This window comes from Nostoc sp. (genome assembly GCF_036917135.1).
In the GTDB taxonomy this organism is placed as follows: domain Bacteria; phylum Cyanobacteriota; class Cyanobacteriia; order Cyanobacteriales; family Nostocaceae; genus Nostoc.
The window spans coordinates 91,308-115,860 of sequence record NZ_JBALEA010000010.1 but is presented as its reverse complement, the minus strand read 5'-3'; the positions used below and the strand labels follow the sequence as shown (position 1 = coordinate 115,860).

At 43.9% G+C, this 24,553-nt stretch carries 20 protein-coding genes; 16 read left to right on the top strand and 4 right to left on the bottom strand.

Features of this window, described 5'->3' with window-relative positions; all coding sequences use genetic code 11:
- Positions 1–16 precede the first annotated feature (16 nt).
- Positions 17–1,531 carry a site-2 protease family protein gene (locus V7K50_RS02655; RefSeq protein ID WP_334957273.1) on the bottom strand — a complete coding sequence of 505 codons (1,515 nt, stop codon included), beginning with the start codon at positions 1,529–1,531 and terminating at the stop codon, positions 17–19.
- A gap of 302 nt (positions 1,532–1,833) precedes the next feature.
- On the opposite strand from V7K50_RS02655, the gene V7K50_RS02650 reads away from it, so the two are divergent.
- Positions 1,834–2,565: an MBL fold metallo-hydrolase gene (locus V7K50_RS02650; RefSeq protein WP_334956968.1), complete on the top strand. Its 732-nt coding sequence runs from the start codon at positions 1,834–1,836 to the stop codon at positions 2,563–2,565.
- Between the two features lie 259 nt (positions 2,566–2,824).
- A complete protein-coding gene (locus tag V7K50_RS02645; protein WP_334956966.1) occupies positions 2,825–9,154 on the top strand; it encodes an ATP-binding sensor histidine kinase in 6,330 nt (2,109 codons plus the stop codon).
- A 29-nt stretch (positions 9,155–9,183) separates the two neighbouring features.
- Here V7K50_RS02645 and V7K50_RS02640 read toward each other — a convergent pair whose 3' ends face one another.
- Entirely contained in the window at positions 9,184–9,669 is a 486-nt protein-coding gene (locus tag V7K50_RS02640) for a Uma2 family endonuclease (protein WP_334957271.1), read from the bottom strand.
- 123 nt (positions 9,670–9,792) lie between these two features.
- Complete coding sequence (gene ctpA, locus V7K50_RS02635) at positions 9,793–11,037, bottom strand: carboxyl-terminal processing protease CtpA (RefSeq protein WP_334956964.1); 1,245 nt, start codon at positions 11,035–11,037, stop codon at positions 9,793–9,795.
- Between the two features lie 404 nt (positions 11,038–11,441).
- Here ctpA and petB point away from each other — a divergent pair, with 404 nt between their 5' ends.
- The 7 genes from petB to V7K50_RS02600 all read left to right on the top strand — a co-directional run bounded on the left by petB (position 11,442) and on the right by V7K50_RS02600 (position 16,716).
- Positions 11,442–12,089 (top strand): cytochrome b6, encoded by a 648-nt coding sequence (gene petB / locus V7K50_RS02630; RefSeq protein WP_334798894.1) that lies wholly within the window; start codon positions 11,442–11,444, stop codon positions 12,087–12,089.
- 254 nt (positions 12,090–12,343) lie between these two features.
- Entirely contained in the window at positions 12,344–12,826 is a 483-nt protein-coding gene (gene petD / locus V7K50_RS02625; RefSeq protein WP_069068452.1) for a cytochrome b6-f complex subunit IV, read from the top strand.
- 311 nt (positions 12,827–13,137) lie between these two features.
- Complete coding sequence (locus V7K50_RS02620; RefSeq protein WP_334798893.1) at positions 13,138–13,581, top strand: ATP-binding protein; 444 nt, start codon at positions 13,138–13,140, stop codon at positions 13,579–13,581.
- Between the two features lie 340 nt (positions 13,582–13,921).
- Positions 13,922–14,911, top strand: coding sequence for a GDP-mannose 4,6-dehydratase (locus V7K50_RS02615; RefSeq protein ID WP_334956962.1), 990 nt, complete (start codon positions 13,922–13,924; stop codon positions 14,909–14,911).
- A gap of 7 nt (positions 14,912–14,918) precedes the next feature.
- A complete protein-coding gene (locus V7K50_RS02610) occupies positions 14,919–16,106 on the top strand; it encodes a glycosyltransferase (protein ID WP_442944536.1) in 1,188 nt (395 codons plus the stop codon).
- Between the two features lie 44 nt (positions 16,107–16,150).
- Positions 16,151–16,522 (top strand): hypothetical protein, encoded by a 372-nt coding sequence (locus V7K50_RS02605; protein WP_334956960.1) that lies wholly within the window; start codon positions 16,151–16,153, stop codon positions 16,520–16,522.
- A gap of 14 nt (positions 16,523–16,536) precedes the next feature.
- Positions 16,537–16,716: a hypothetical protein gene (locus V7K50_RS02600; protein ID WP_334956958.1), complete on the top strand. Its 180-nt coding sequence runs from the start codon at positions 16,537–16,539 to the stop codon at positions 16,714–16,716.
- 397 nt (positions 16,717–17,113) lie between these two features.
- Here V7K50_RS02600 and V7K50_RS02595 read toward each other — a convergent pair whose 3' ends face one another.
- Complete coding sequence (locus tag V7K50_RS02595; protein ID WP_334956956.1) at positions 17,114–17,545, bottom strand: hypothetical protein; 432 nt, start codon at positions 17,543–17,545, stop codon at positions 17,114–17,116.
- Positions 17,546–17,882: 337 nt separating this feature from the next.
- On the opposite strand from V7K50_RS02595, the gene V7K50_RS02590 reads away from it, so the two are divergent.
- The 7 genes from V7K50_RS02590 to V7K50_RS02560 all read left to right on the top strand — a co-directional run bounded on the left by V7K50_RS02590 (position 17,883) and on the right by V7K50_RS02560 (position 24,231).
- The gene (locus tag V7K50_RS02590) at positions 17,883–18,221 is read left to right on the top strand and encodes a hypothetical protein (RefSeq protein ID WP_334798888.1); all 339 of its coding nucleotides are present in this window, start codon (positions 17,883–17,885) and stop codon (positions 18,219–18,221) included.
- A 182-nt stretch (positions 18,222–18,403) separates the two neighbouring features.
- Positions 18,404–20,545 carry a pentapeptide repeat-containing protein gene (locus V7K50_RS02585; RefSeq protein ID WP_334956954.1) on the top strand — a complete coding sequence of 714 codons (2,142 nt, stop codon included), beginning with the start codon at positions 18,404–18,406 and terminating at the stop codon, positions 20,543–20,545.
- Positions 20,546–20,640: 95 nt separating this feature from the next.
- A complete protein-coding gene (locus V7K50_RS02580; RefSeq protein WP_334956952.1) occupies positions 20,641–21,132 on the top strand; it encodes a hypothetical protein in 492 nt (163 codons plus the stop codon).
- Between the two features lie 239 nt (positions 21,133–21,371).
- A complete protein-coding gene (locus V7K50_RS02575) occupies positions 21,372–21,578 on the top strand; it encodes a hypothetical protein (protein ID WP_334956950.1) in 207 nt (68 codons plus the stop codon).
- A gap of 203 nt (positions 21,579–21,781) precedes the next feature.
- On the top strand, positions 21,782–23,038 hold the full coding sequence (locus tag V7K50_RS02570) for a GNAT family N-acetyltransferase (RefSeq protein WP_334956948.1): 1,257 nt from the start codon (positions 21,782–21,784) through the stop codon (positions 23,036–23,038).
- A 1-nt stretch (position 23,039) separates the two neighbouring features.
- Positions 23,040–23,516, top strand: coding sequence for a Holliday junction resolvase RuvX (gene ruvX, locus V7K50_RS02565; RefSeq protein WP_334956946.1), 477 nt, complete (start codon positions 23,040–23,042; stop codon positions 23,514–23,516).
- A 142-nt stretch (positions 23,517–23,658) separates the two neighbouring features.
- Positions 23,659–24,231, top strand: coding sequence for a DUF3727 domain-containing protein (locus tag V7K50_RS02560; protein WP_334956944.1), 573 nt, complete (start codon positions 23,659–23,661; stop codon positions 24,229–24,231).
- The last annotated feature ends 322 nt before the right edge of the window (positions 24,232–24,553 follow it).

Here is a 24,553-nt window from a genome sequence, read left to right as displayed (position 1 = left end):
AGCAGAGGTTATTCTGTTAAATTTGCAAAAAGTTAGCGATCGCCACAGGTAATGGCAAAACTATTATAATCAACAAAGCCATTGCCATTAACCCCCAAATATCACGTCCGTTATCCAAGTCAGTCACATCATTCAGCGCCGGTTCGTCAATCAATGGCATAAATAACAAGATAATCGCCCACACCAAAAATTCTTCCCGAACTAAAGCCAGTAATAGCAACAGCAATCGGGCAATTTGACCAATGATCATTGCAGTTCGTTGTCCAAACATTGCATGAACAATATGACCTCCATCTAGTTGTCCCACAGGCATTAAATTTAAGGCTGTGACAATTAATCCCAGAAAACCTGCGACTGCAACTGGATGCAGGTCAATGGCTGATTTTGTGGTTAACAGACTTCCTAAAGCTAACTTCGAGAGTAGCGCCACTAAGATGGAATACTTGGGATTAAGGGCATCAGGATTCAAAATTCGGGTTTTTTCAGTTAGGGCAACCACATCAGAATGAGCCAAACCCCATATTATTAAGGGTAAGGTAACAACAAAACCTGCAATAGGCCCAGCGATACTAATATCAAATAAAGCTTTGCGGTTGGGAATTGGACTACGCATCTGAATAAATGCGCCAAAAGTTCCCAAGAAAAAAGGCACGGGAATAAAGTAAGGCAAAGTCGAGCGAATATTGTAGAATTTAGCCGTCAAATAATGCCCAAGTTCATGAATCCCCAAAATAGTCATCAGTCCTAAGGCATAAGGTAATCCCTTAAATAGGACATCTGGGTTAGATAGAACTTTGAACAAAGAGTCAATTTTCCAGATCGGCGGTAGAGAAACACCAGCAATTTCCATACCTACCAAGGTAGTAGTTACCAAAGTAGCTGCAAGCAGTAGAAGCGCTAATCCTGGTCGAGTTAACTTTTCCTGGTCGCGTCGTGGTGTGTTTTTGTCTTTAGCAGCTTGAGCGTTGGGAACCAACACAAAGAAAGGTTTGTCATCTAAACCTTCTTGAAAAATCAGCAAGAAGCGATCGCCAAATTGTGCTTCAATATTAGTCTTAATTTGCTGGTAAGCATTGCTGGCTGTAGTTCGCAACTGACCACGACAAATCACAGATTGGGGTCGATACTCAATGTTTTGAACATAGTATACAGACCAAGGAAAACAATTTCGCAGTAGAGTTTCTTCCGTTGGTTCAATGGGACGCACTATTGGTTCTGGGGTAGGCTGGATAGTCGGTTGTGATTCTGAGGCTTGGGCTTGGGTCTGTGTATCTCTTGGTACTTCACGCCCCCATTGAAACAACAGCCAGTACAACACTGTACAAACAAATATCGACCAGATGATCGGTGCTGGCGGCGGCGGTTGTTTCGCCCCGTACATCAGCGTCCATCCACTCAACAGAAATGCTGGTGTCATTAAAACCAGCCACAACAACCATACTGGTGTTCGGGTGATGTGAGCGACGCTGCGCTGCACCATTAGATAAGTAGCTAGCCCCAGCAGGAGAATAAACAGAAACCAAAATGCCATGTTATCTTCAGTAATTTTGACAAAACGCCCCGCCAGTAGCTTCAGCACCATAGCATTACCTACAAGGCAGACCTCAAATCCGAATTTTTTTCACAATGGTTAACAGGGTGCTGGGTATTGGGGACTGGGTATTAGGGACTGGGTATTGGGGACTGGGTAAAAAATTCTTTTAAGATTTGGTTGGCGTACCAATCTCCATTCAAATCTTCCCCAGTCCCTATTCCCAGTCCCCAGTCCCTAGTCCCCAATCCCTATTCCCCATTTCAATTTGTCCACAACTCTTGAGTTTCGGTTCTTTGATCATGTGCCCTTTACCTCAACCACCAAGTCATATAACTAAGCCGCCACGGGCTGTGTTCTCTAACGAAGTTCTTCGCGGAGGTTCTCTGCAATCGGACTTCGCACAAGAGAGCATTTTTGCTTTTCCACCCAATCGGGACACATTAGGGGGAACCTCTTATTTTATTGTAAGAAATGAAGGCAATATCCTCATAGATTGCCCGGCTCTAGACCAAACAAATCAAGATTTTTTGCGATCGCATGGAGGCGTGCGTTGGTTATTTATCACCCATAGAGGCGCGATTGGCAAGACTGCTGAAATTCAGCAAATCTTTGGCTGCGAGGTGCTGATTCAAGAGCAAGAAGCTTATTTATTACCAGGCTTAACCGTAACTACCTTTAGGCAGGAGTTGACTCTTGATGCAGCAACACAATTGATTTGGACACCAGGACATTCTCCCGGCTCATCTTGTCTGTACTACAGTGAACTTGGAGGTATATTGTTTTCTAGTCATCATTTACTCCCTAACCCGCAGGGGGAATTAGTGCCATTACGGACAGCAAAAACCTTTCACTGGCCAAGACAAATTCAGAGTCTTCAATTATTGTTAGAACGTTTTACACCAGAAACTCTTCGGTATATTTGTCCTGGAGCTAATACAGGTTTTCTTAGAGGTAAGCGTGTCATAGATCAAGCTTATCAACACCTCACCTCTCTGGATTTACCAGCTTTGTTGCGGATACAGATCCTTTAGGGGTGGGGATGAGGGGATGAGGGAGTAAATTCTTCCCAGTCCCCAATACTTCGGCTTACCTCGGCTCCGGCTCCATCGAGCGAAGTCGAGATGCTCGGCACAAGTCGCTCAGTACAAGTCCCCAGTCCCCAATCCCCAATACTTCGGCTTCGCTCAGTACAAGTCCCCAGTCCCCAATCCCCAATTATCTAACGTTTGTTAACCAAGATATTGTCCTGGGAATCATAAGGCTAGTATACAGAAATTCTCGTAAAAATTTATGGGCGCAAAAGTTGATGGAACTTTAAGGATCGCTGGTTGCCAAATCATAGAACAACTATATTCAGGTTCTCGGACTCAAGTGTATCGGGCAGTTCGAGAGTGCGATACCTTCGGTGGGCTTCGCCAACGCCAACCAGTTGTCATCAAGCTCTTAAAACGAGAATATCCTACCTTTAGCGAATTAGTACAGTTTCGCAACCAATATGCGATCGCTAAAAACCTAGATATTCCCTGTATCATCAAACCCTACAGCCTAGAAGCCTATCATAATAGCTATGCCCTAGTGATGGAAGACTCTGGTAGTGTTTCCCTGCGGGAATTTACCCAAGGAAAAACACTGACTTTAGAGCAATTCCTTGCCATTGCTCTGCAATTGCTAGACACCTTACACCAGTTGCATCAACAGCGCGTCATTCACAAAGACATCAAGCCAGCCAACATCCTGATTCACCCTGACACCAAACAAATCAAGCTGATTGACTTCAGTATTGCCTCACTTTTACCACGAGAAACCCAAGAAATCCAAAGTCCCAACGGACTGGAGGGAACCCTAGCCTATCTGTCGCCGGAGCAAACCGGACGGATGAACCGGGGCATTGACTACCGCAGCGACTTCTATTCATTAGGTGTAACTTTCTTTGAACTACTAAGTGGAAAATTGCCCTTTGAATCTGACGATCCGATGGAGTTGGTACATTGCCATATCGCCAAGCAACCCCCCTTCCTCTGCGATTTCAACCCCGATTTGCCCTTAATGCTGGGCGAGATTGTCCGCAAACTGATGGCGAAGAATGCCGAAGATCGCTATCAGAGTGCGCTGGGACTGAAACATGACTTAGTTATCTGCTTAGAACAGTGGCGAGAAACAGGCAAGCATAGCTGGTTTGATTTGGGACAGAGAGATATTAGCGATCGCTTTCTCATCAGAGAAAAACTCTACGGACGGGAATCGGAGGTGCAGACGTTAATAGAGGCATTTGGTCATGTTGCCAATGGTGCATCAGAATTGATGCTAGTGGCAGGCTTCTCTGGCATTGGCAAAACCGCAGTCGTTAATGAAGTGCATAAGCCCATCGTCCGGTGGAACGGCTACTTCATCAAGGGCAAATACGATCAGTTCAACCGCAACATTCCTCTATCTGCTTTTGTGCAAGCCTTTCGAGACTTGATGGGACAATTACTCAGTGAAAGCGATCAGCAACTGAAGCAATGGCAAAACAGGATTTTAGCGGCAGTTGGAGAGAACGGGCAAGTCCTAATTGAGGTGATTCCTGAACTGGAGCAGATGATCGGCAAACAACCTGCCTTTGCCGAACTATCGGGTAGTGCGGCAGAGAACCGCTTCAATCTGCTGTTCCAAAAGTTTATTCAAGTCTTCACCACAAGAGAGCATCCCTTGGTGATGTTTCTCGATGATTTGCAGTGGGCAGATTCGGCATCGCTCAATTTGCTGAAAGTGTTGATGTCCCAGAGCGATGGTGGTTATCTATTCATTATTGGTGCATACCGCGATAACGAGGTATTTGCAGCTCATCCACTGATGTTGACGGTAGATGAAATTCAAAAGACATCCTCGCGCGTCAATACTCTAACTCTAGAGAACTTGAGTCAAGCAGATGTGAACCATTTAATCGCCGATTCCCTCAGTTGTACAACGGAACAGGCATTGCCGTTGACAGAGTTGGTTGATCAAAAAGCCAAAGGCAATCCCTTTTTCACGACTCAGTTTCTGAAAGCGCTATATGAGGATGGGCTGATTACCTTTGATTGGGAGGCAGGTTTTTGGCAGTGTGATGTAGCACAAGTGCGATCGCTTGCTCTCACCGATGATGTAGTGGAATTTATGGCACAACAGCTTCAGAAATTGCCCGACAACACTCAAAATGTTTTGAAACTGGCAGCTTGTATTGGCAATCAGTTTGATTTGGCGACGTTAGCGATCGTTTCTGAACAATCCCAAATCGAAGCGGCTGCAAGTTTATGGAAAGCCTTACAGGAAGGTTTGATTTTACCCCAAAGTGAAATTTATAAGTTTTATGTTGGGGGAGAACATCAACCAGTTACCCAACAAAATTCTGAGATTGTTGCATATAGATTTTTACATGACCGGGTGCAACAAGCGGCATACTCCCTAATTCTCGCTGATGAAAAACAACCCGTTCACCTGAAGATTGGACAGTTACTCCTGAGTAACACTCCCGAAAACAATCGGGAAGAACGCATTTTTGAAATCGTCAGTCAACTCAATGTTGCGGTTGACTCGATCGCCCAATCCGCAGAACGTCAAGAATTGGCGCAATTTAACTTGATGGCAAGTCGCAAGGCAAAGGCGGCGACTGCCTATACTGCCGCCTGCAAATATGCTCAAGTAGGCATTGGGTTACTTGCCCAAAACAGTTGGCAGCATCAGTATGAGTTGACCCTAGCACTCCATCAAGTCGCCACAGAAGCTGCCTATCTGAGCGGTAATTTAGACCAGATGGCAGCCTTTGCGAACCTTGTCCTAAACCACGCCAAAACCCCATTAGATCAAATCAGCGTTTATGAGGTGAAGATTGAGGCATTCATCGCTCAGGGTGAATTTACCGAGGCGATCGCAGCGGCACTTGCGATTTTAAAGCAATTGGGAGTGGAACTGCCCGCCGTGCCCACCCAAGATGATGTGGCAACTGCTTTTAGTATCGTTTCAGATGCGATTGGAGAGCGCTTACCTGCCGAGTTACTCAACCTCAGCCAAGCAAGGGATGCGAACATCCTGGCGGCGGCTCGAATTTTGACATCGGTAGCACCCGGCGCTTATCTGTCTGTGCCACTGCTGTATTTACTGGTGATTTTAAAAAAGGTTTATCTGTCTGTCGTATATGGCAATGAGTCAACCTCGACTTTTAGCTATGCCTCTTATGGAATATTCATGTGTGGTGTGGTTGGAAACGTCGAATTAGGTTATGAATTCGGTCAGTTAGCCCTCGATCTACTTTCACGTTATCAAAATTCTGAATTAAAAGGCAAAACTTTATTACTAGTGTATTTATACACAAGACATTGGAAAATGCACCTGGGTGAGATATTAAATCCCTTGCAGATGACCTATTGTAGTTGTTTAGATGTGGGCGATTTGACTTTCGCGGGCTACTCTGCGTATAACTACGGTTTTTACTCCTATTTTGCCGGACAGAATTTAACGCAACTGGAGTCAGAAGTTGCTGGATATTGTGAAGCACTCAAGCATCTCCAGCAAAATTTAACTCTGACTTATTCCCAGTTGATTCGACAAATTTTGCTCAATTTAATGGGCGATGCAGATAACGTGTTGGTGTTGAACGGTTCAGCCTACAATGAACAGCATCAACTTCCATTACATGAAGCAGCAGGCGATCGCACTGGATTAGCATTGCTGGGGATTAATAAACTGGTTGTGTCCTATCTGTTTTCAGACTTTGAACAAGCCGTAGAACAGGCTAGGCAGGCAAGACAGTATTTGGATGCTGTCCTTGCTTTCGTATATGTACCGATCTTTCATTTTTATGAGTCTCTAGCTCAACTAGCATGGTTTGAGCAACTTTCAACCCCAGAACAGCAGCAAGCAAAGGAATGCATCGCTGCCAACCAAGAAAAACTCAAGTATTGGGCAACTCATGCCCCGATGAATTTCTTGCACAAGTTTCATCTAGTTGAGGCGGAACGAGAGCGAGTGCAAGGCAATAAAGCCGAGGCAATAGATTTGTACGATCGCGCCATCACCGAAGCCAAAAAAAACCATTACATTCAAGAAGAAGCGCTGGCCAATGAACTGGCAGCTAAGTTTTACCTCGACTGGGGTAAACAACGGATTGCTCAGGAATACATAACCCAAGCCTACTACGGCTATGCTCGTTGGGGTGCTAAAGCCAAAGTCGCCGACTTGGAACGACGCTATCCCCAACTTCTCGCCCCCATCTTAGAGCAAACCCGCGCTCCCCTTTCAACTAACGAAACTATCTTTACATTGGGGAGTGTCACCTCCACCAGTTCCGCCACTTCCAGCAGTAGCAGCGTCTCTGTTGCTTTAGATTTAGCTGCCATTCTCAAAGCTTACCAAACCCTTTCTGGGGAAATCGAACTCGAAAAACTGCTAAAAGCATTACTGCATATCGTCATTGAAAATGCCGGAGCCGATAAGTGTGTGTTCATGCTTTTAGAGTCAGATCGGTTGTTAATTCAGGCATTAGCACAGCTTTCCCTGAGCGGTGTCCAAAACCAGGCTACCAAAGTCGATTTTTACCCAATGTTGCTGAACCCACAGCCTGTTGAAGACTCTGTTGATGTGCCAATTAGCTTAATTAATACCGTCAAACGCAGCTTACAACCAGCAGTGATTATTGATGCCACGGTGCATCCTCAATTAATCAATGACTCGTATATTCAGCAACAGCAGCCCAAGAGCATCTTGTGTAGCCCGATTTTGCATCAGGGTAAGTTGCTGGGCATATTGTATCTGGAAAATAATTTGACAATAGGAGCCTTTACGAGCGATCGCGTCGATCTGCTCAACTTACTTTGCGCTCAAGCGGCGATTTCTCTGCAAAATACTCGACTTTATCGAAATTCACAGAACTACGCGAAACAGTTGGAAGAATCTCTAGCAAAATTGCAAGCGACTGAAATCCGCTTCCAAAATTTGGCGAATAATATTCCTGGGATGGTGTATCAATTCCGTCTGGAGGCTGATGGTTCTATTTCAACACCCTACGTTAGCTCTGGCTGTTTCGACTTGTATGAGTTAGCACCCGAATCGGTGATGGCAGGGATGCACAGCCTTTATGCTATGCATCATCCTGATGATAACCCAGTCATTGCCCAAGCGATCGCTGACTCTGCTCAAAATCTGACACTGTTTGAGCAAGAATGGCGCATTATTTTACCTTCAGGAACCGTGAAATGGATTCAATCTGCGGCTCGGCCAGAGCGACAAGCCGATGGCTCAATTCTATGGGATGGGGTGGTGGTTGATATTAGCAATGGCAAACAGGCCGAAGCATCTCTAGCCAAAGAACGAGAGTTCTTGAATGCCATTATTCACAATATTACAGATGGGATTGTTGTTTGCGATGCTAGTGGCAAATTGATTCTATTTAACAAAGCAACTCGTGAATTTCATGGCTTACCAGTAGAATCATTAGCACCAGAACAATGGTCAGAACACTTCGATCTCTATCAAATTGATGGTCAAACACCCCTATCTAAAACAGAAATTCCTCTGTTTCGCGCCTTACAAGGGGAAATCGTTGAAAATGCCGAAATGGTAATTGCGCCGAAGCATGGTTCTAAAAGAATTTTATTAGCAAGCGGACAAGCAATCTTCGATTCTTCGGGTAACAAACTTGGTGCAGTAGTTGCGATGCGAGATATTAGCGATGTCTATGAGGAGCTTCGCTTACGCAAACTTGCTGAACTTGCCTTGCAGCAAAAATCACAAGACTTAGAACAAGCGCTAACGGATCTGCAAAACGCCCAATTACAAATTGTCCAAAGTGAAAAAATGTCAGCACTAGGCAACTTAGTTGCTGGGGTAGCTCACGAAATGAATAATCCCCTTGGTTTTATTGCTGCCAGCCTCAAACAAGCTAAACCTACCTTTGCTGATATTATCGAACACTTAAAACTCTATCAAGAAACCTTGTCTAATGCGAGTGATGAAATTCTTAACCATGCCGAAGAAATCGACTTGGATTATAGCTTAGAAGACTTACCCAAGATGATTGATTCTATGAGTATGGCGTGCGATCGCCTGAAAAATATCAGCACGAGTCTCCGCACTTTCTCTCGTGCTGATAGAGATTATAAAGTGCCATTTAATATTCATCAAGGCATCGAAAGCACGATTTTAATTTTGAAACATCGTCTTAAGGCTAATGAACAACGTCCAGCAATTGAAGTAATAACTGAGTATGGAGAGTTACCTGAAATTGATTGTTTCCCTGGACAATTAAATCAGGTATTTATGAATATTATAGCAAACGCCATTGATGCGTTGGAAGAATCGAATAATGGATGTTGTTTTGAGGAAATTAAAGCTAATGCTAACTGCATTATAATTACAACTTCCTCTTCAGATAATTTGGTAAAAATTGCCATTGCTGACAATGGGAAAGGAATGACTGAAGAGCTTAAACAAAAGATATTTGACCATTTATTTACGACGAAAGCTGTGGGTAAAGGTACAGGGTTAGGATTAGCGATCGCTCGTCAAATTATTGTAGAAAAACATGGCGGAGCGATCGCGGTTGATTCTACCCTGGGACAGGGGACAGAATTTACGATCCAACTTCCGATTAATGAGACAGCTTAGGAAGGATCTTGACGTTGCAAGAGCGATGTCTACGACGGGCTACGCCTACGCAGGTGAGCTAATTCCCGTTCAGCGACTTCTGCCCGTTGGCGTTCTTGCTCTGCCCGTTGGCGTTCCAAAACCACCTGCTCGTTGCCAATTAGCAGGTGATTTCCCGACAAATCCCACCACCGCAACCACAGCATTTCCTGATTTTGATAGCTACCTTGCCATAACCCTAACTCAACCTGCATCGGCAAAATTGGATAATGTCCACGTTCATTGGGGGTGAGTTTCTCATAAACAATATCGACAAGGTGATAAACCTCTAACTTCCCGCTAATGATTTCATAAATGCCGTAGTAGGGAACCCGCATCACCCGCTCATACACCCAAAATTTTCCCTTGAAGGGAGTTTGATCGCGCTCCTCCGATCCATTGCCCGAAGCAAATTCCAGCACAATTGTCGGGGTAATCAGTTCACGCCACAGCACATAGGAGCGGCGATACCGTCCATCTAAAGTTTCAGTATAAATCGAGAGATTGATCTAACCACAATCCTGGAAAGACTGCTTCAATTCATCCGGGGTTGAATCCCATAAGTGAATTGCTCCTCCAAACTCCTAACTCCTAACTCCTAACTCCTAACTCCTAACTTTTTACGCCTTCCCCGCCACCACCGAGTTTTTAACCAAAAGTTCCACTGCTGCTTGATATTGCAGATCCGCTTCGGTACCAATCTGTTCACGGTTAATAGCTGGTTGGGAAATCACTTTATCCGGCTTAATACCTAGTTTGTTAATATCTCGATGTTGAGGAGTTTCATACTTAGCAATTGTGACTGCTAAACCTGAACCATCTGATAATTCAAATAAGGATTGAATTAAGCCCTTACCAAAGGTGGTTTCGCCTACCAATTGGGCGCGATCGTTATCTTGGAGTGCGCCGGCGAGAATCTCACTGGCACTGGCAGTTCCTTGATTCACCAAAATCACCAGAGGATCTTTGGTTAGGGCTGGCCCAAGGGCTGCAAAACTACCCTGAATGCCTTGTCGGTTAACAGTGTAGACGATAGTCCCGGAGTCTAACCACAGACGGGCGATTTCAATTCCTGATTGCAATAACCCCCCAGGATTATTTCGTAAATCCAGAATGTAGGCATCAGTGCCCTTTTTTTCTAAACTAGAAATAGCGTGTGCCAATTCTGTTGAAGCGTTGGCATTAAATTGTGTGAGGCGAAGGTAGCCAATAGGTGTACCCTCAGGGGAAACACGCAATTCTGAGACCACAGGGTTAAGAGCAATGCGATCGCGTGTCAGTCTAATTTCCGTTTCTGCCTCTCCGTCCCGTTCAATCAGGAGAGTCACCAGGCTGCCACTCGGGCCGCGCATTCTAGTTGCAGCTTCATCAAGAGTCAGATTCTCAGTCAGAACGCCTTCGATTTTGAGAATGCGATCGCGTGGTCTAATTCCCGCTTTATCTGCTGGTGAACCTGCTATAGGAGCCACTACTTCCAACTTTCCATTCTCAGGATTCAAGGCAATTTGTAATCCTACCCCAGTGAGTTCCCCAGAAGTATTGACCTGTAAGCTGCGGTACTGCTCTGGATCTAAAAAGCGGGTAAAAGGATCGTCAAGGCTCTTGAGCATCTTCCCAATTGCCGTATAAGCAGCATTTGAGTCTGTGATCTGCTTCTGGAGTGCCTTTTGCCTTACTGCTGCCCAGTTTTGATGATTAAACGTCTCATCTAGATAAGTGCGATTAACAATTCGCCAAACTTCCGAAACCAGCTTTTGTTCTGTCGTCAAAGCCAGCGCCGGCTGTGTCAGCGTACCCAACGCCAACCAAAACGCCATTAACAATGAAAATCCAACCCGAAAGACTTGTTTGTTCATGAACCCCATTATCAATTCCACCTCAACCCAAATTGCCTAGATAATGCCCAATTGCCCTGTTGTTGATGAAATCTATCTCTCGATTATGTTACTTTTTTTATAGAAGTGGTGCATTTTTCTCATCAAGTTGTTCAGTCAACTGATGCATCGTATCCACTCACCAAAGGATAAAATCTACTTTGTGTCCACCATTTTGTGTGTAGGGGCGTAAAGAGATCGCAATATATTCCGTCTTTACAGAGTGTAAAGTTTCTGAAGTCTCTTAGCACGCCAAAAGCTAACAAGCAAACAAAACTCCCCTTTACTAAAATCCCAAACTTGCTAATTGGGAGAGAAGTCTGAACGAAGGCTTTTGCCGATTCAGAACTTCGGGATTTATCAACCGCAACTGACTTTTAGGAACTTGAGATTGTATGGCCAACGTTTCCGACTGGTTTGAGGAACGCCTAGAAATTCAGGCGATCGCTGAAGACGTCACTAGTAAGTACGTCCCTCCCCACGTCAATATCTTTTACTGCCTGGGTGGAATTACCCTAGTTTGCTTTCTGATCCAGTTTGCCACTGGATTTGCGATGACGTTCTACTACAGGCCAACTGTGACTGAAGCTTTCTCCTCAGTGGAGTACATCATGAATGAAGTAAGTTTCGGTTGGCTAATTCGCTCCATTCATCGTTGGTCTGCCAGCATGATGGTGTTGATGATGATTTTGCACACCTTCCGGGTTTACCTGACTGGTGGTTTCAAAAAGCCCCGCGAATTAACCTGGATCAGTGGTGTCATCCTCGCTGTAATTACAGTTTCCTTTGGAGTCACCGGCTATTCTCTACCTTGGGATCAAATTGGCTACTGGGCTGTGAAAATCGTTAGTGGTGTACCAGAAGCAATCCCCGTGGTTGGTGTTCTGATTTCTGACCTACTGCGTGGCGGTTCGAGTGTTGGTCAAGCAACACTAACCCGTTACTACAGCGCACACACCTTTGTACTGCCTTGGTTGATTGCAGTCTTTATGCTGTTTCACTTCTTGATGATCCGCAAGCAAGGCATTTCCGGTCCCTTGTAATCTCAGCTATTAGCGAAAGGCAATATTTGTCAGTTTTCAGATGAGGTTGTTTGTTTTAAACTGATGAAACACCAGAAATTGATCGCACATAAGTTCCAAAAAACAAACACTTGTATCTGAAGCCTAAAGCTGTAGATAGCCTCCAGGCGGCTGACTGTAGATAGACAAACGCTTTTGCCGCCTGCTGGTTGCCTAGTAGCTGATAGCTTTCATAAATGCTTTAATTTAACTTAAGCAGGAGAGCACATTTCAAAATGTCAACACAAAAAAAACCTGACCTGAGCGATCCTCAGTTAAGAGCCAAACTCGCTAAAGGCATGGGTCACAACTACTATGGTGAACCCGCTTGGCCTAATGACCTACTTTACGTTTTTCCAATTGTGATCATGGGTTCCTTCGCTGCAATTGTGGCTCTAGCTGTGCTAGATCCCGCAATGACCGGTGAACCAGCAAATCCTTTCGCCACACCATTGGAAATTTTGCCAGAGTGGTACTTGTATCCAGTCTTCCAAATTTTGCGATCGCTTCCTAACAAACTTTTAGGAGTGTTAGCAATGGGTTCCGTACCAGTTGGGCTAATCCTCGTTCCCTTTATTGAGAACGTGAATAAGTTCCAAAATCCCTTCCGTCGCCCAGTTGCGACCACAGTATTCCTTTTTGGTACCCTTGTCACTCTGTGGCTGGGTATTGGCGCTGCTTTACCATTGGATAAATCTTTGACCTTGGGACTATTCTAAATTAGTCACCACAAAGTGCTTTGACGCCTGTAGTTTCAAGAGCAGATGCAGATGTGCTTTTGAAAACAATCAACAGGCGTCAATTTTAATAATTCAGATTGCATCTTGGCATGGTCAACAAATACAACCATTTTTCACTTACTTAACGTAAGTTGCTAGTTACAACCCTCGAAATGCCAAAATCCCTCATGTTTTGTATTTTGGTACACAAAATATGTAAGTTTAGATTTTTCTATATCAGAGAAATTTTGCGAAGAGCGCAAAATTTAATAACTAGCAACTTGGGTTTACTTATATTCAAGTCACAGTTAATGTTTAGCATAGTGCAGCAAGAGCATCTGATGGTTAAGAGCGAACTCAGACTCTTAAACCAGGTGCAAGAATGGTTTGAGCAATTTTGTCTGCGACACTTGTCTCAACTTGGCTGGTCAAAAACCCAACTTGATCGCCTCAATTTAGCATTAGCAGAAGGCTTTACCAACGCTGTACGTCACGCTCATCATGCTCTACCGCCGGAAACAACCATTGAGATTAACATTTATCTGTGGATTGACCGACTAGAGATTAGAATTTGGGATTATGGAAAACCTTTCAATCCTGATGCGATCGCAGAACCAGTCCCAGGTACTCTGCAAGTAGGCGGGTATGGATGGTTTCTGCTGAGGCGGTTAGCTGATCGTGTTGTATACGAACGTGGTGCAGATGGTAGAAATTGCCTGCTCATCGTCAAATACTCTGTAGAAGCACAAAAGTGAATTACCTACACTGTAGTGTTCCACAGGAAAAGTCAATGTAGGTTTTCAATCTCTGCTTAAATATATGGTGATTTGATTGATAAAAGTATACTCCTTTTTCAAAATTATTTGAATAGGAGTAACATATTTTTTACGTAAAATTGCTTAGTTATTATGATTTTTTTGTAAAATCTCAAAGAATGTTTTTGTATAAAAAGAATTAGTGAATATAGTAGAGATAGCATTCGAGTTAGACTAACTCCCTTGTTAAGATTTGTCAGCAGTGTTGAGAGTTTTAATTTTTGTTCTCCAACAAGTGCCATTTAGTGGTTAAAGAGATAGAAGGAATGGGGAGAAAATTATGACTAAGACAGCCCTAATTACAGGAATTACTGGTCAAGATGGCTACTATCTCAGCCATTTGCTCCTCAACCGTGGTTATCGAGTTGTCGGACTAGTACCCCCCCATCGACAACCTAATTTAACAAAATTGGGAACACTAGCAAATCAGGTAGAAATTTTTACCGTTGACTTGAGAGATCATGCGGCGCTGTTGACCGCAGTTGAACAACTACGTCCCCAAGAAATTTACAATTTAGCGGCTCCCAGTTTTGTACCCGACTCTTGGAACGATCCATTGGGAACCCTAGATTTGATCACTGGTACGGCTACCAGACTTTTGGAAGCAGTACGAAAAGTTGGTTTGTCTACTAGATTTTATCAAGCCAGCAGTTCAGAAATGTTTGGCGATGTATTTATTTCGCCTCAAGATGAAGAAACCCCCTTTCGTCCTAAAAATCCCTACGCTGCGGCCAAAATGCATGCCCACTGGACGATGGTGCATCACAGACAGCGCTATGGACTATTTGCCTGTAGCGGAATTTTATATAATCACGAGTCTCCTCTCCGCGCACCTCAATTTGTGACACGGAAAGTTTCTTTAGCAGCCGCCTCGATTAAATTGGGTTTAGCTGACACCTTAGAAATGGGTAATCTAGATGCCAAACGCGATTGGGGCTTTGCCGGAGATTATGCAGAAGCGATGTGGTTGATGTTGCAAGTTGATGAACCAGAAGAATATGTAATTGGCACTGGGAAACTACACAGTGTTAGAGATTTAGTTGCTACCGCCTTTGAGTCTGTCGGATTGGATTGGACGCAGTATGTAGTCCTAAATACTAGCTTGTTGCGACAAGATGAGCATTTTCAACTAGTAGCTAACCCCAGTAAAGCTAAAAGAAACCTCGGCTGGGAACCCCAAATTAGCTTTGAGCAACTTTTAGAAAAAATGGTGAAAACAGATTTAGAGCGGTTACAAACTGGTGCGATCGCGCCCTTACCGCAAGTGTAAATCTAATATGAGTATGATTACAGTGACAGAAAACCTCAAATTAAGTGATAAAATTAACAAAAAAACTAACCATGTCTTCGTATTTTTAGAAATTTTTGCCCACGAAGGCGGTATTCAATCATATATAAAAGATATTTTTCGCGCCTATCTAGGATTGAGCCAAGACTATAAAGCAGAAGTCTTTTTGCTCCGAGATAGTCGTGATAGCTTAAATCCCTTTGAAGACGAGAACTTAAAATTTCATTACTTTAAAAATCAGTCTCCTGATTTGGGGAGACTGCAAATGGCAGCAGCCTTACTTAAGTGTCTATTGCAAAGCCGACCGCAGCAAGTTTTCTGCGGTCATATGAACTTAGCAGTATTAATCCAAACTCTTTGCCGTCCCTTGGGAATTCCTTACACCGTGCTAACTTACGGAAAAGAAGTCTGGGAACCACTGAAAAATCAAGAACGTCGCGCCCTGACATCAGCAGCTGGAATTTGGACAATTAGCCGCTACAGCCGCGATCGCGCTTGTGTTGCCAATGGTCTAAACCCGAAAATAGTACAAATGATGCCTTGTGCAATTGATGGGGATAAATTTACTCCTGGTTCCAAGCAGCCAAATTTAGTTGATAAGTATGGCTTAACTGGTGCTAAAGTATTAATGACAGTAGCGCGGTTATGGTCGGGGGATATTTACAAAGGTGTAGATGTCACCATTCGGGCGTTACCACAGATCGCTCAAGTTTTCCCAGAAGCCAAATATTTGGTAATTGGTCGGGGTGATGACCAACCACGATTGGCACAGTTAGCTGCATATTTAGGTGTGAGCGATCGCGTTGTATTTGCTGGTTTCGTGGCTACAGAAGAATTAATGGAACATTACCGCCTTGCTGATGCATATATTATGCCTTCGCAAGAAGGCTTTGGCATTGTTTATTTAGAAGCAATGGCTTGTGGAGTGCCCGTATTATCTGGTGACGACGATGGCTCTGCTGACCCTTTGCAAGATGGTAAACTGGGGTGGCGAGTACCACACCGCAGTCCTGATGCTGTAGCCGCAGCTTGTATAGAAATGCTTCAAGGGGATGATCGGCGATGTGATGGACATTGGCTGCGAGAACAAGCGATCGCTCTGTTTGGTATAGATGCCTTTCAACAGCACTTGCAAAAAATGCTTCTATCCTCAGTTTTGAGTCCCAATAACAAATGACTAAAATCGCTATCCTAGAAGGAGAGCAGGACGACATTTAAAAAATGAGCTTTAAGTCATTTCAATTGAATCTTTTAAATCTCCGCCCTTGGCTCACCCTGCTGGCAGTTGTTTGGTTGCTAGCATCAGTGGGCTTGGGTTGGTTAGTTAATTCGTTGCTAATTATTTTCGGATTGGTGTTGTTGGCACCCATTGTGGCTTTTTTTGGCTTTCGTTGGTGGCTGCAACGCAACTTGATTGCTGATCAGTGTCCCGTCTGTGGATACCAATTTACAGGTTTAAATAACAGTCAATTGCAGTGTCCTAACTGTGGAGAGTCATTGTTAGTACAAAATAGTCATTTTCAGCGCTTGACACCAGAAGGCACAATTGATGTCACTGCTGTCGAAGTTCCAGCCCAATCACTGGAAGATTAGTCATTGGTCATTAGGTGATTTCCGAGAAAGAAAATACCTGTGTTGGCGAGTTTCGACACTTCGACTACGCTCAGTGCATCGCTTCGCTCAACTCTCGATCTCTCCGTTGGTTGAGCGAAGTCGAAACCAACGGCGGTGGTATATTTATTCCTGTAAATCGCCTTAGTCATTGGTCATTGGTCATTGGTCATTAGTCATTAGTCATTAAGCTGATGTGGAGCTAAATTGTATAACACGAAAACGTAAAATTATTGTAGTGCGGGCAACATGAGCGCATCACATATACAAATTAAATACGTAACAGCTTAGTAACTGACTAATGACTAATTCTTGACATTTGAAGATAAAGTTATTTTCTCAAATAGTCAAATTTTTGTGCTGGGAAAAACTTGAAATAAAGTATTAAAGTTTTATTAATTATTCACAAATAATATAGCAGTTTAACCTCTCAAGAATGCCCAATGCCCAATACAACTCTTGGAGAGGCTGCGCCAACGGCTTCTCTACGAGAGAGACGCTACGCGTAGCTTGCTTCCCCGTTCGCGTAGCGTCCCGTAGGGAAGGGGTACGCTCAGTACAAGTGCCCAATGACTATTTATTTTTTTGCGAGATTGAGAGGTTGTAGCGATACTGTCCTTGGGATAGTTCGCCCACATACAGCGAGTATTTTCCTGGCTGCCAGTAACCAGAAAGTTCTGCCTTGTCTCCAGAGTAGCTATCTGCCATTACACAAAAGCGCCCCCCAGGCCCGTCAATCAGCAGCGTTGGCTTCCCTTGACTCTCTACTGTTAATCGCAAATAAGGCAGTGACTCTGTAACCTGGATAACTTGATTAGGTTCAGTGGTGATATTGCCACAATTACTTTTGACAGTTCCCCCAGACTTTCCCTTCAAAACCACTGGATCTGGTTGGAAATTCCGATTAATTTGGGTTGTTGGTGTCTGTGCCAAATTAGCCTCAGTGAAAACCAAACTCATCGCCAAAGCAGTGGGAACAATTGCAAGTAGCCTAAGCGTCTTCATTTTAATTAATGCTCCAGATTTTTTTAGAGCAATATTGTTATACAGTCTGATTTATATAGACGACAGCAATCCGTCATGGTTCCAAAATGTGCCGTATAAAGCAATACCATTTGTTTAAGGATTGTTTGTGAAGGTTTGATGGGTGTGTGTAGAGACATTGCATTGCAACATCTCTAGAATTGATGTCTGGAAAGCAGCAAGAAAAAACATAATTTTTCCCTGTGCAGAAAGTTCTTGCACTCACAGACATTAGCTAAAATCACTAAGACAACTACCAAAAATAGAATTTGGTTGGTCTATTGTTGAATAAGTATGCTATCTCATGTAGAAAAGATTGATGAATTCTCAACCAGAAGAAGACTTACAGCGTCGCCTCGATCGGCTAGAGGCAGAGATTAATTCCCCACCTGGGGTGGTTCCACAACCACAAAAACAAACGCCTCAGTCTGTGTTTGCGAACTTGAACTTGCAACTGGAGCGATTTCAGATTTGGTTCAACAGCTTGTCTGGGGTAAAAAAGCTGGTAGTTTCGGGTGTGACGGTGCTAGTAGGCTTGGTGATGCTGCAAACAGTGTTTAAACTGGTTGCATCTGTAATCACTCTGGCACTTTTGGCAGTGTTAGTGTATGTTGGATACAAATTTTTTGTGTCTGGTAGCTTTCAACGTAAGCAATAAGTTGATATGCATTTACTTGGCACTCTGCCCGGAGTTATGAGAGTCAGGAGCCAGAATATAAAAGGCTCCTGACTTCTGACTCCTAAATCCTATTTCAATATGCTTTTCTTTTTGCTGATTAGCTTAGTTTATTTTAATTGTGCCGATCGCGGCGTAGAAATAATATCAAAGGGAATTATCCGATGACGTCACCAATTGTCAAAAGAACTAGTAATCAATCCGATCAATCAAAAAAACCGGAAAAAGCTAAGTCGCTGTTGCTAGCAAGTAGGCGTTTTGCTGCTTGGGCGGCTGAAATCACACTAGTAGTTACCAGTGGGTTGATTCCCTTTGGCGTTGGTGTTTATGCCAATTCTAGAAGCGATGTGAACCGAGTGCCCCTTAACCCTGTGCTGGTAGTAACAGGTAGAGCGATCGCTAGACCCCTCGCTCTACCTGTGAGCTATGGCATCGTTAACGTCGCATGGCCAACTAATATTTTGTGGACAATTGCCCTGTTAGCGCCTGTAACTCTCTCGTGGTGGCAATTGTATTTACTAGCTAAGACTGGTAGCACACTTCCGAAACGTTGGTTAAAAGTGCGGGTTGTCAACGAGCAAGGGAAGCCGCCCGGATTGGGAGCAGTTGTGATTAGAGAAGGAATTGGGCGTTGGACTGTACCCATTTCCATCGCTTATCTACTGTGGCGCTACAGCTTTGCTTTTCCAAATTTAGGATTATTCACATTTTTGTCTTTGTTAATGATTGTGGGTGAAGGGATAGGCTTACCATCGCGCCGAGGGCGTCGCGCATTCCACGATCAACTTGCAGGCACTTATACAATAGATGCACTATTAACTAGCAACAGACAAGCTCAGTCTGCTGGCGGTAATTATGAACCAGAAGAATGGCAAGAGGGAAATGAAGAATTAGCCGCAGCCCAAACCGAACACTCACCTAATCTCTGGCGGCGAATACAGCAAAATCCTAATCTGACTTTGTTTGGGGTAGGGCTGACGAGTATGACTGCTGTGTTGGCAACTTTAATCGGCACTCAAGTTTATATCCAAGTTCAACAATCTCAGCGAGCAACTAACCAAATCAACAGCCAACAGTTCCTCGAACTTGTCAAACAATTGAGTCCCAACTCTGGGGCGACTAATGAGCAACGCCAAAGTGCAATTCTGGCTATAGGTGGTCTTAATGATCCACAGTCCATTAAATTTCTGGCGGATTTATTGGTTAGCGAAACCAACCCCAGCCTTCTGGATACGATTCAACAAGCCTTGACAACTGTCGGACCCCAAGCCATCCCGGAACTAAAAAATAAAAATCAGTTTTTGGTGGGTGAATTGGAGTCTGTGGGTAGCACTGCAAGCCAAGAACGGGAATTACGGCAAGGGCAGTTACAAAGAAACCAGAGGACGATCAACAAGATTCTCTCCGTTTACAGTGGTAAAACCAACGGTGTTGACCTTAGTAGCACCCAATTAGGTCAAAGCGGTACTCCCGGAAGTTCCTTCTTCAACTTGGTACTAGACAACGTTGATTTATCAGGAGTTAAGTTAAAATCTGCAAATCTTAACCAAGCTAGTTTGAAAGGTAGCCGCTTCCGAAGTGCAGGTGAAGATGGACGCTGGGATACTTACGACGATGTAATGGCTGATTTAAGCCAAGCTCAGTTGCAGCAAGCCAATCTGACTGATGCTAACCTCAGTCGCGTCTTGATGAACCGTACTGATTTGAGCCGCGCCACTCTCAACAGAGCCAACTTATCCAATGCGCGTCTATATGACGCCAAACTCAATAGCACCCAACTAGTAGGAGCCGATCTGCGAAACGCAGTTTTGGAAAGAGCCAGTTTAACTGGAGCCGATTTAGGTGATGCTAAATTGAACGAAGCCAATTTGTACGGGGCGCGTTTAGGACGCGTCAGTGCGATCGGAACACAATTATCCTTTGCGAACTTAACTAATACTGATTGGCAAGGGGCAGATTTATCAGGAGCCTATTTGGATCATGCTAATCTCAGCAATGCTAACCTTAGTGCTACTCGTCTAGCTGGTGCTGTTTTGCGTTCTGCCCAAATGGAAAACGTTAACTTGCAAAATGCCGACCTGAGTCAGACAGATTTACGAGGGGCAAATGTCGCCGGAGCAGATTTTAAGGGGACAATTCTCGCTCCTAGTAAACAAGATCCAGCAGATCAATTTGTCAAAACCCCAGATTTAGGCTCAGTATCTGCCGTAGTCCAAGGCGTTGATTTTTCTCAAGCCAAAAATCTAGATGCCAAGCAATTAGCATACATTTGTACTCAAGGGGGCATTCATTCCCGTTGCCCGTAGAATAGAAGGGGCAGAGGGGCAGGGAGATGAGGGAGATGAGGGAGACAAGGGGAATAACCAATGCCCAATAACAAAATGGTGTGAGGAGTTCGGTTATGAAGTATATTCCATCTTTGGTTTCAGTGTTGGGGGCTGGCTTGGTCTTGAGTCTGGTGACTACGAAACCAGCACAAGCTCAAGTCGCTTATGGCAGTTATATCGGTATAGGTCCCACTGTTGGGATTACCGATGGTATCCAGTTGGGGGGGGTGATAGCGGGACGCTACAAGCTTCTGGAAGCGCCAATTTCACTCCGCGCTCAAGTGCTAATTGGTCGGAATACGGCAGTTGTGCCAACGGTTTCTTACGATTTACCTCTTAACTGGCAAGCTGATGCCTACCTGGGTGCTGGATTGGTACTGGCTGGTGGTGGTGATTCTTCTCCTGTAGGGGACAAAATTAGTTTTGCTTTACAACCGGGCATTGATTATATGATCCCAAATAGCAATACTGTCCTTTTTGGCAACGCCATCATCGCTTTTGATGCCTACCGTGATAGCGGTGGTACAGCGATCTCTGTACAAGGTGGTGTTGGTTTGAGATTTTAATGGACTGGCAATGGACTGGCGACACCGATAGCGTTCGCGTAGCGTCTCGTAGAGAAGCGTTAGTCAGTCCGCGTTCGCTTTTAGCGTCTCGTAGAGAGCGTCATAGCCGATCGTAGACATCGCTATCCCGCTATAAGCGTTAAACTTCATTGCAAATTAAGAAGTTAGTCCAAACAACGTGATAGTTTTTGGTTATGAAGAGAAACAGCACAGGATTAACACAGGAGAACACAGTGGCAATGGAATCAAATTTATTAACGGATGCGATCGCAGACGAAGTGAATCAAGATTTTAGTGAATATGTCGCCAACCTGCAACTTCACATGACTCTGCAAGCTCGCAATCTTGTTCCAACCCTGAAACAAACACTGGTAGATAGTCGCCAGCAATTACTCCATCAAACCCAAGCCCACTTTGAAAAGCTAGTTTCTCGACAAGGGCTATAAATATATACAAACTTTAATCAAAATTCAAATAGAATAAGGGCAGATGTTGTTGGGTCAATGCCAATGGTGTTCTCACAAGGTCTGCTTTTCTGCTTTTTTAAGTATTAAGTTACTAGAATTACCCTTTTGGCACAATAGTAGAGAGCAGAAACTAGTTAAGATTATTGCAGCAGTTCCTTTTAAGAGCAGTTAGTTAAGGCTAAATGTCGGCTCGAATAAAAATGACTTCATTACTTCCCAGAAACCTCAGCGTTGTTATCCGACCAGTCCAATACCGGGATCTGGACGGCATTGAGCGTATAACTCAAGAGTCATTCGCAGCCCTCACTCCCAAGGGAGCAGGTTTTGCCATCAGCCAGATGCTCATGCTGCGTCGCTGGTATGGATTACTCAAATTTTTAAGTTGGTTTCCTAACCCGCTCCAGTATCGCCTCTGTGCTTATGTAGCAGAACAAGGGCGGATGCTTCTAGGAATGATTCAAGTGTCACCTTTTAACCGCACACGCAGTACTTGGCGAATTGATCAAGTGCTACTAGAGCGTGGTGTCGATAAACAAGGAATTGGTTCGCAACTTTTGCGTCATTGCTTTGAATCGATGTTGGAAGCTCGCACTTGGTTACTGGAAGTTAACATCAATGACATTGAGGCGCTGGCACTATATCGACAAAATGGATTTCAGCGTCTGGCAGAAATGACATACTGGGAAATTGGGCCAGAATTACTGGCTGAATTGGCACAAGCAGAGCCAGATTTGCCCAACCTCTTGCCAGTGAGTAATGCTGATGCCCAATTGCTATATCAATTAGATACTGCATCGATGCCACCTTTGGTACGTCAGGTTTTTGACCGCAATACCCGCGACTTTAAAACTAGTTTGTTCGGCGCTTTAACTGATGCAGTGAAGCAATGGCTGACTAAAATGGAAGTAATCAGTGGTTATGTGTTTGAACCCCAACGCAAAGCGGCGATCGGCTATTTTCAGGTGCAACTTGATCGGAATGGTGAAGTTCCCCATGCTGCAACGCTGACAGTTCATCCTGCTTACACTTGGCTATATCCAGAATTGCTATCTCAACTGGCTCGGATTGCCCAAGATTTTCCCCAGCAAGGGTTACAACTAGCTTCCTCAGACTATCAGGCAGAGCGAGAAGAATATTTGGAGCGAATTGGGGCGAAACGCATAGAACATACATTAGTTATGTCTCGCTCTGTGTGGCACAAGCTACGGGAGTCTAAATTTGTTTCCTTAGAAGGAATCCAGTGGACTGATATGTTGCAAGGTTTACAACCGACACGTAAACCTATACCAGGTGGGATGTCATGGATACAACCAGGAAAGCTGCCATCGTCAGATAAACCACTGCAAAGCTTGTCAGAACCGATTAACTTTTCGGGAAAAAACCCTAGTATTGAAGCATCGCCGATTTCTGAATCAGCAGATGCACAGCAGGAGAATTAGTGTGATATCCCAGGGGCAAGCAAAACCGTTTATTTCAGCGTTGGGACTAGATTTTGGTCGCAAGCGCATTGGCGTGGCTGGGTGCGATCGCACGGGTTTAATTGCCACGGGAATCACCACAATTGAGCGCACATCTTTTGAGCAGGATGTCGAGCAAATCCGCCAAATAGTCAATGAACGTGAGGTGCAACTTCTAGTTATGGGCTTACCTTATTCAATGGATGGCTCACTAGGATTTCAGGCACGTCAAGTTCAGAAATTTACTAAAAGACTTGCGAAAGCGCTAAATCTACCTGTGGAATATATGGATGAGCGATTAACTTCATTTCAAGCAGAGCAACTGCTGATAGCTGAGAACCGCTCCCCGTCACGCCATAAAGGTTTAATTGATCGCAAGGCAGCCGCTTTGATTTTGCAACAATGGCTGGATGTGAAGCGTGCCAGTTCCCGCAGTTCAGTTGCGGCTATTGAATATTGATACCTTTCAACATGATATTCTAAAAACGATTAGCCAGCAGTTGCATCTACGTATAAAGCTATTTGGTTGACATAGTATGTCATTAATATAGTTAAGCGATTTTCCAAGTTGCTGGTATTTATTAAATTTCTACATTTCGGCTATGTTTTCCTCTCCATTTCCTGAAGAAAATGATAACGCTCATGCGGGTTCCATCACTTTAACCGATGAAAAAGGGCGATCGCTCGACTGTTACGTAGAGCATCGCCTTGAGGTTGATGAGCAAGAATACGTTTTACTTCTTCCTGTAGACTCACCTGTAGAAATTTTTTCTTGGGAAGGTGACGGTGAGGAAGAAGAAGCAGTTCTGGTAGAAGATGACGCCATCATTGAGCAAATTTTTGCTAATGCCCAAGCTGTACTATCTGAGCAGAACCTGATCTTGAAGAATACAGCTTATGCTTTGACTGTTGAAGGTGATTTACCGCCAGTTGATGAATCAGAACTCTTCACCTTAGAAATCGAAGATGAAGAAGCAGATTTAGAGCCTGAGCAATTACAGTTACTCGCTAGCTTCTATGATGAAGATCAGGAGTATGCAATTTATACACCCCTCGATCCCCTATTGTTTTTTGCCCGAATAGCGAAAACAGGTGAACCGCAACTACTCTCTCCAGAGGAGTTTCGGGAAGTGCAACCTCTGTTAGAAGAACATCTTTTTAATGAAGTTGAATAAGATTAAAAATTCAAAATGTTATATTTTCATTTTGAATTTTTTAATTAGGAATTTTCATTTTCAGCACAATCTACTTAAAGTTTTACCATGTCTCATTAAATGAAAAAGCAATGAAACACTAAATTGTGACAATTAAGCTAATCGGCATTTAATTTGCATAATCAAGGCGGGCAAGATGCCCACCCCACAAGATGTTGAGAAAATTTTAATATGCAAATTAGATGTTTTTTAGCTTAGTTTTGTTTAAAATCCTGTAAAAAGCATTTTAGTTTGTAGAGATTTTCAATCTAAAATTCCAAAATCCAAAATCAGTATGAAGTGC

Excerpts from the sequence above, each read along its gene's own strand:
- V7K50_RS02655 (WP_334957273.1), bottom strand. The coding sequence starts at position 1,531 with ATGGCATTTTGGTTTCTGTTTATTCTCCTGCTGGGGCTAGCTACTTAT.
- V7K50_RS02650 (WP_334956968.1), top strand. The coding sequence starts at position 1,834 with ATGTGCCCTTTACCTCAACCACCAAGTCATATAACTAAGCCGCCACGG.
- V7K50_RS02645 (WP_334956966.1), top strand. The coding sequence starts at position 2,825 with ATGGGCGCAAAAGTTGATGGAACTTTAAGGATCGCTGGTTGCCAAATC.
- ctpA (WP_334956964.1), bottom strand. The coding sequence starts at position 11,037 with ATGGGGTTCATGAACAAACAAGTCTTTCGGGTTGGATTTTCATTGTTA.
- petB (WP_334798894.1), top strand. The coding sequence starts at position 11,442 with ATGGCCAACGTTTCCGACTGGTTTGAGGAACGCCTAGAAATTCAGGCG.
- petD (WP_069068452.1), top strand. The coding sequence starts at position 12,344 with ATGTCAACACAAAAAAAACCTGACCTGAGCGATCCTCAGTTAAGAGCC.
- V7K50_RS02620 (WP_334798893.1), top strand. The coding sequence starts at position 13,138 with ATGTTTAGCATAGTGCAGCAAGAGCATCTGATGGTTAAGAGCGAACTC.
- V7K50_RS02615 (WP_334956962.1), top strand. The coding sequence starts at position 13,922 with ATGACTAAGACAGCCCTAATTACAGGAATTACTGGTCAAGATGGCTAC.
- V7K50_RS02610 (WP_442944536.1), top strand. The coding sequence starts at position 14,919 with ATGAGTATGATTACAGTGACAGAAAACCTCAAATTAAGTGATAAAATT.
- V7K50_RS02605 (WP_334956960.1), top strand. The coding sequence starts at position 16,151 with ATGAGCTTTAAGTCATTTCAATTGAATCTTTTAAATCTCCGCCCTTGG.
- V7K50_RS02595 (WP_334956956.1), bottom strand. The coding sequence starts at position 17,545 with ATGAAGACGCTTAGGCTACTTGCAATTGTTCCCACTGCTTTGGCGATG.
- V7K50_RS02590 (WP_334798888.1), top strand. The coding sequence starts at position 17,883 with ATGAATTCTCAACCAGAAGAAGACTTACAGCGTCGCCTCGATCGGCTA.
- V7K50_RS02585 (WP_334956954.1), top strand. The coding sequence starts at position 18,404 with ATGACGTCACCAATTGTCAAAAGAACTAGTAATCAATCCGATCAATCA.
- V7K50_RS02580 (WP_334956952.1), top strand. The coding sequence starts at position 20,641 with ATGAAGTATATTCCATCTTTGGTTTCAGTGTTGGGGGCTGGCTTGGTC.
- V7K50_RS02575 (WP_334956950.1), top strand. The coding sequence starts at position 21,372 with ATGGAATCAAATTTATTAACGGATGCGATCGCAGACGAAGTGAATCAA.
- V7K50_RS02570 (WP_334956948.1), top strand. The coding sequence starts at position 21,782 with ATGTCGGCTCGAATAAAAATGACTTCATTACTTCCCAGAAACCTCAGC.
- V7K50_RS02560 (WP_334956944.1), top strand. The coding sequence starts at position 23,659 with ATGTTTTCCTCTCCATTTCCTGAAGAAAATGATAACGCTCATGCGGGT.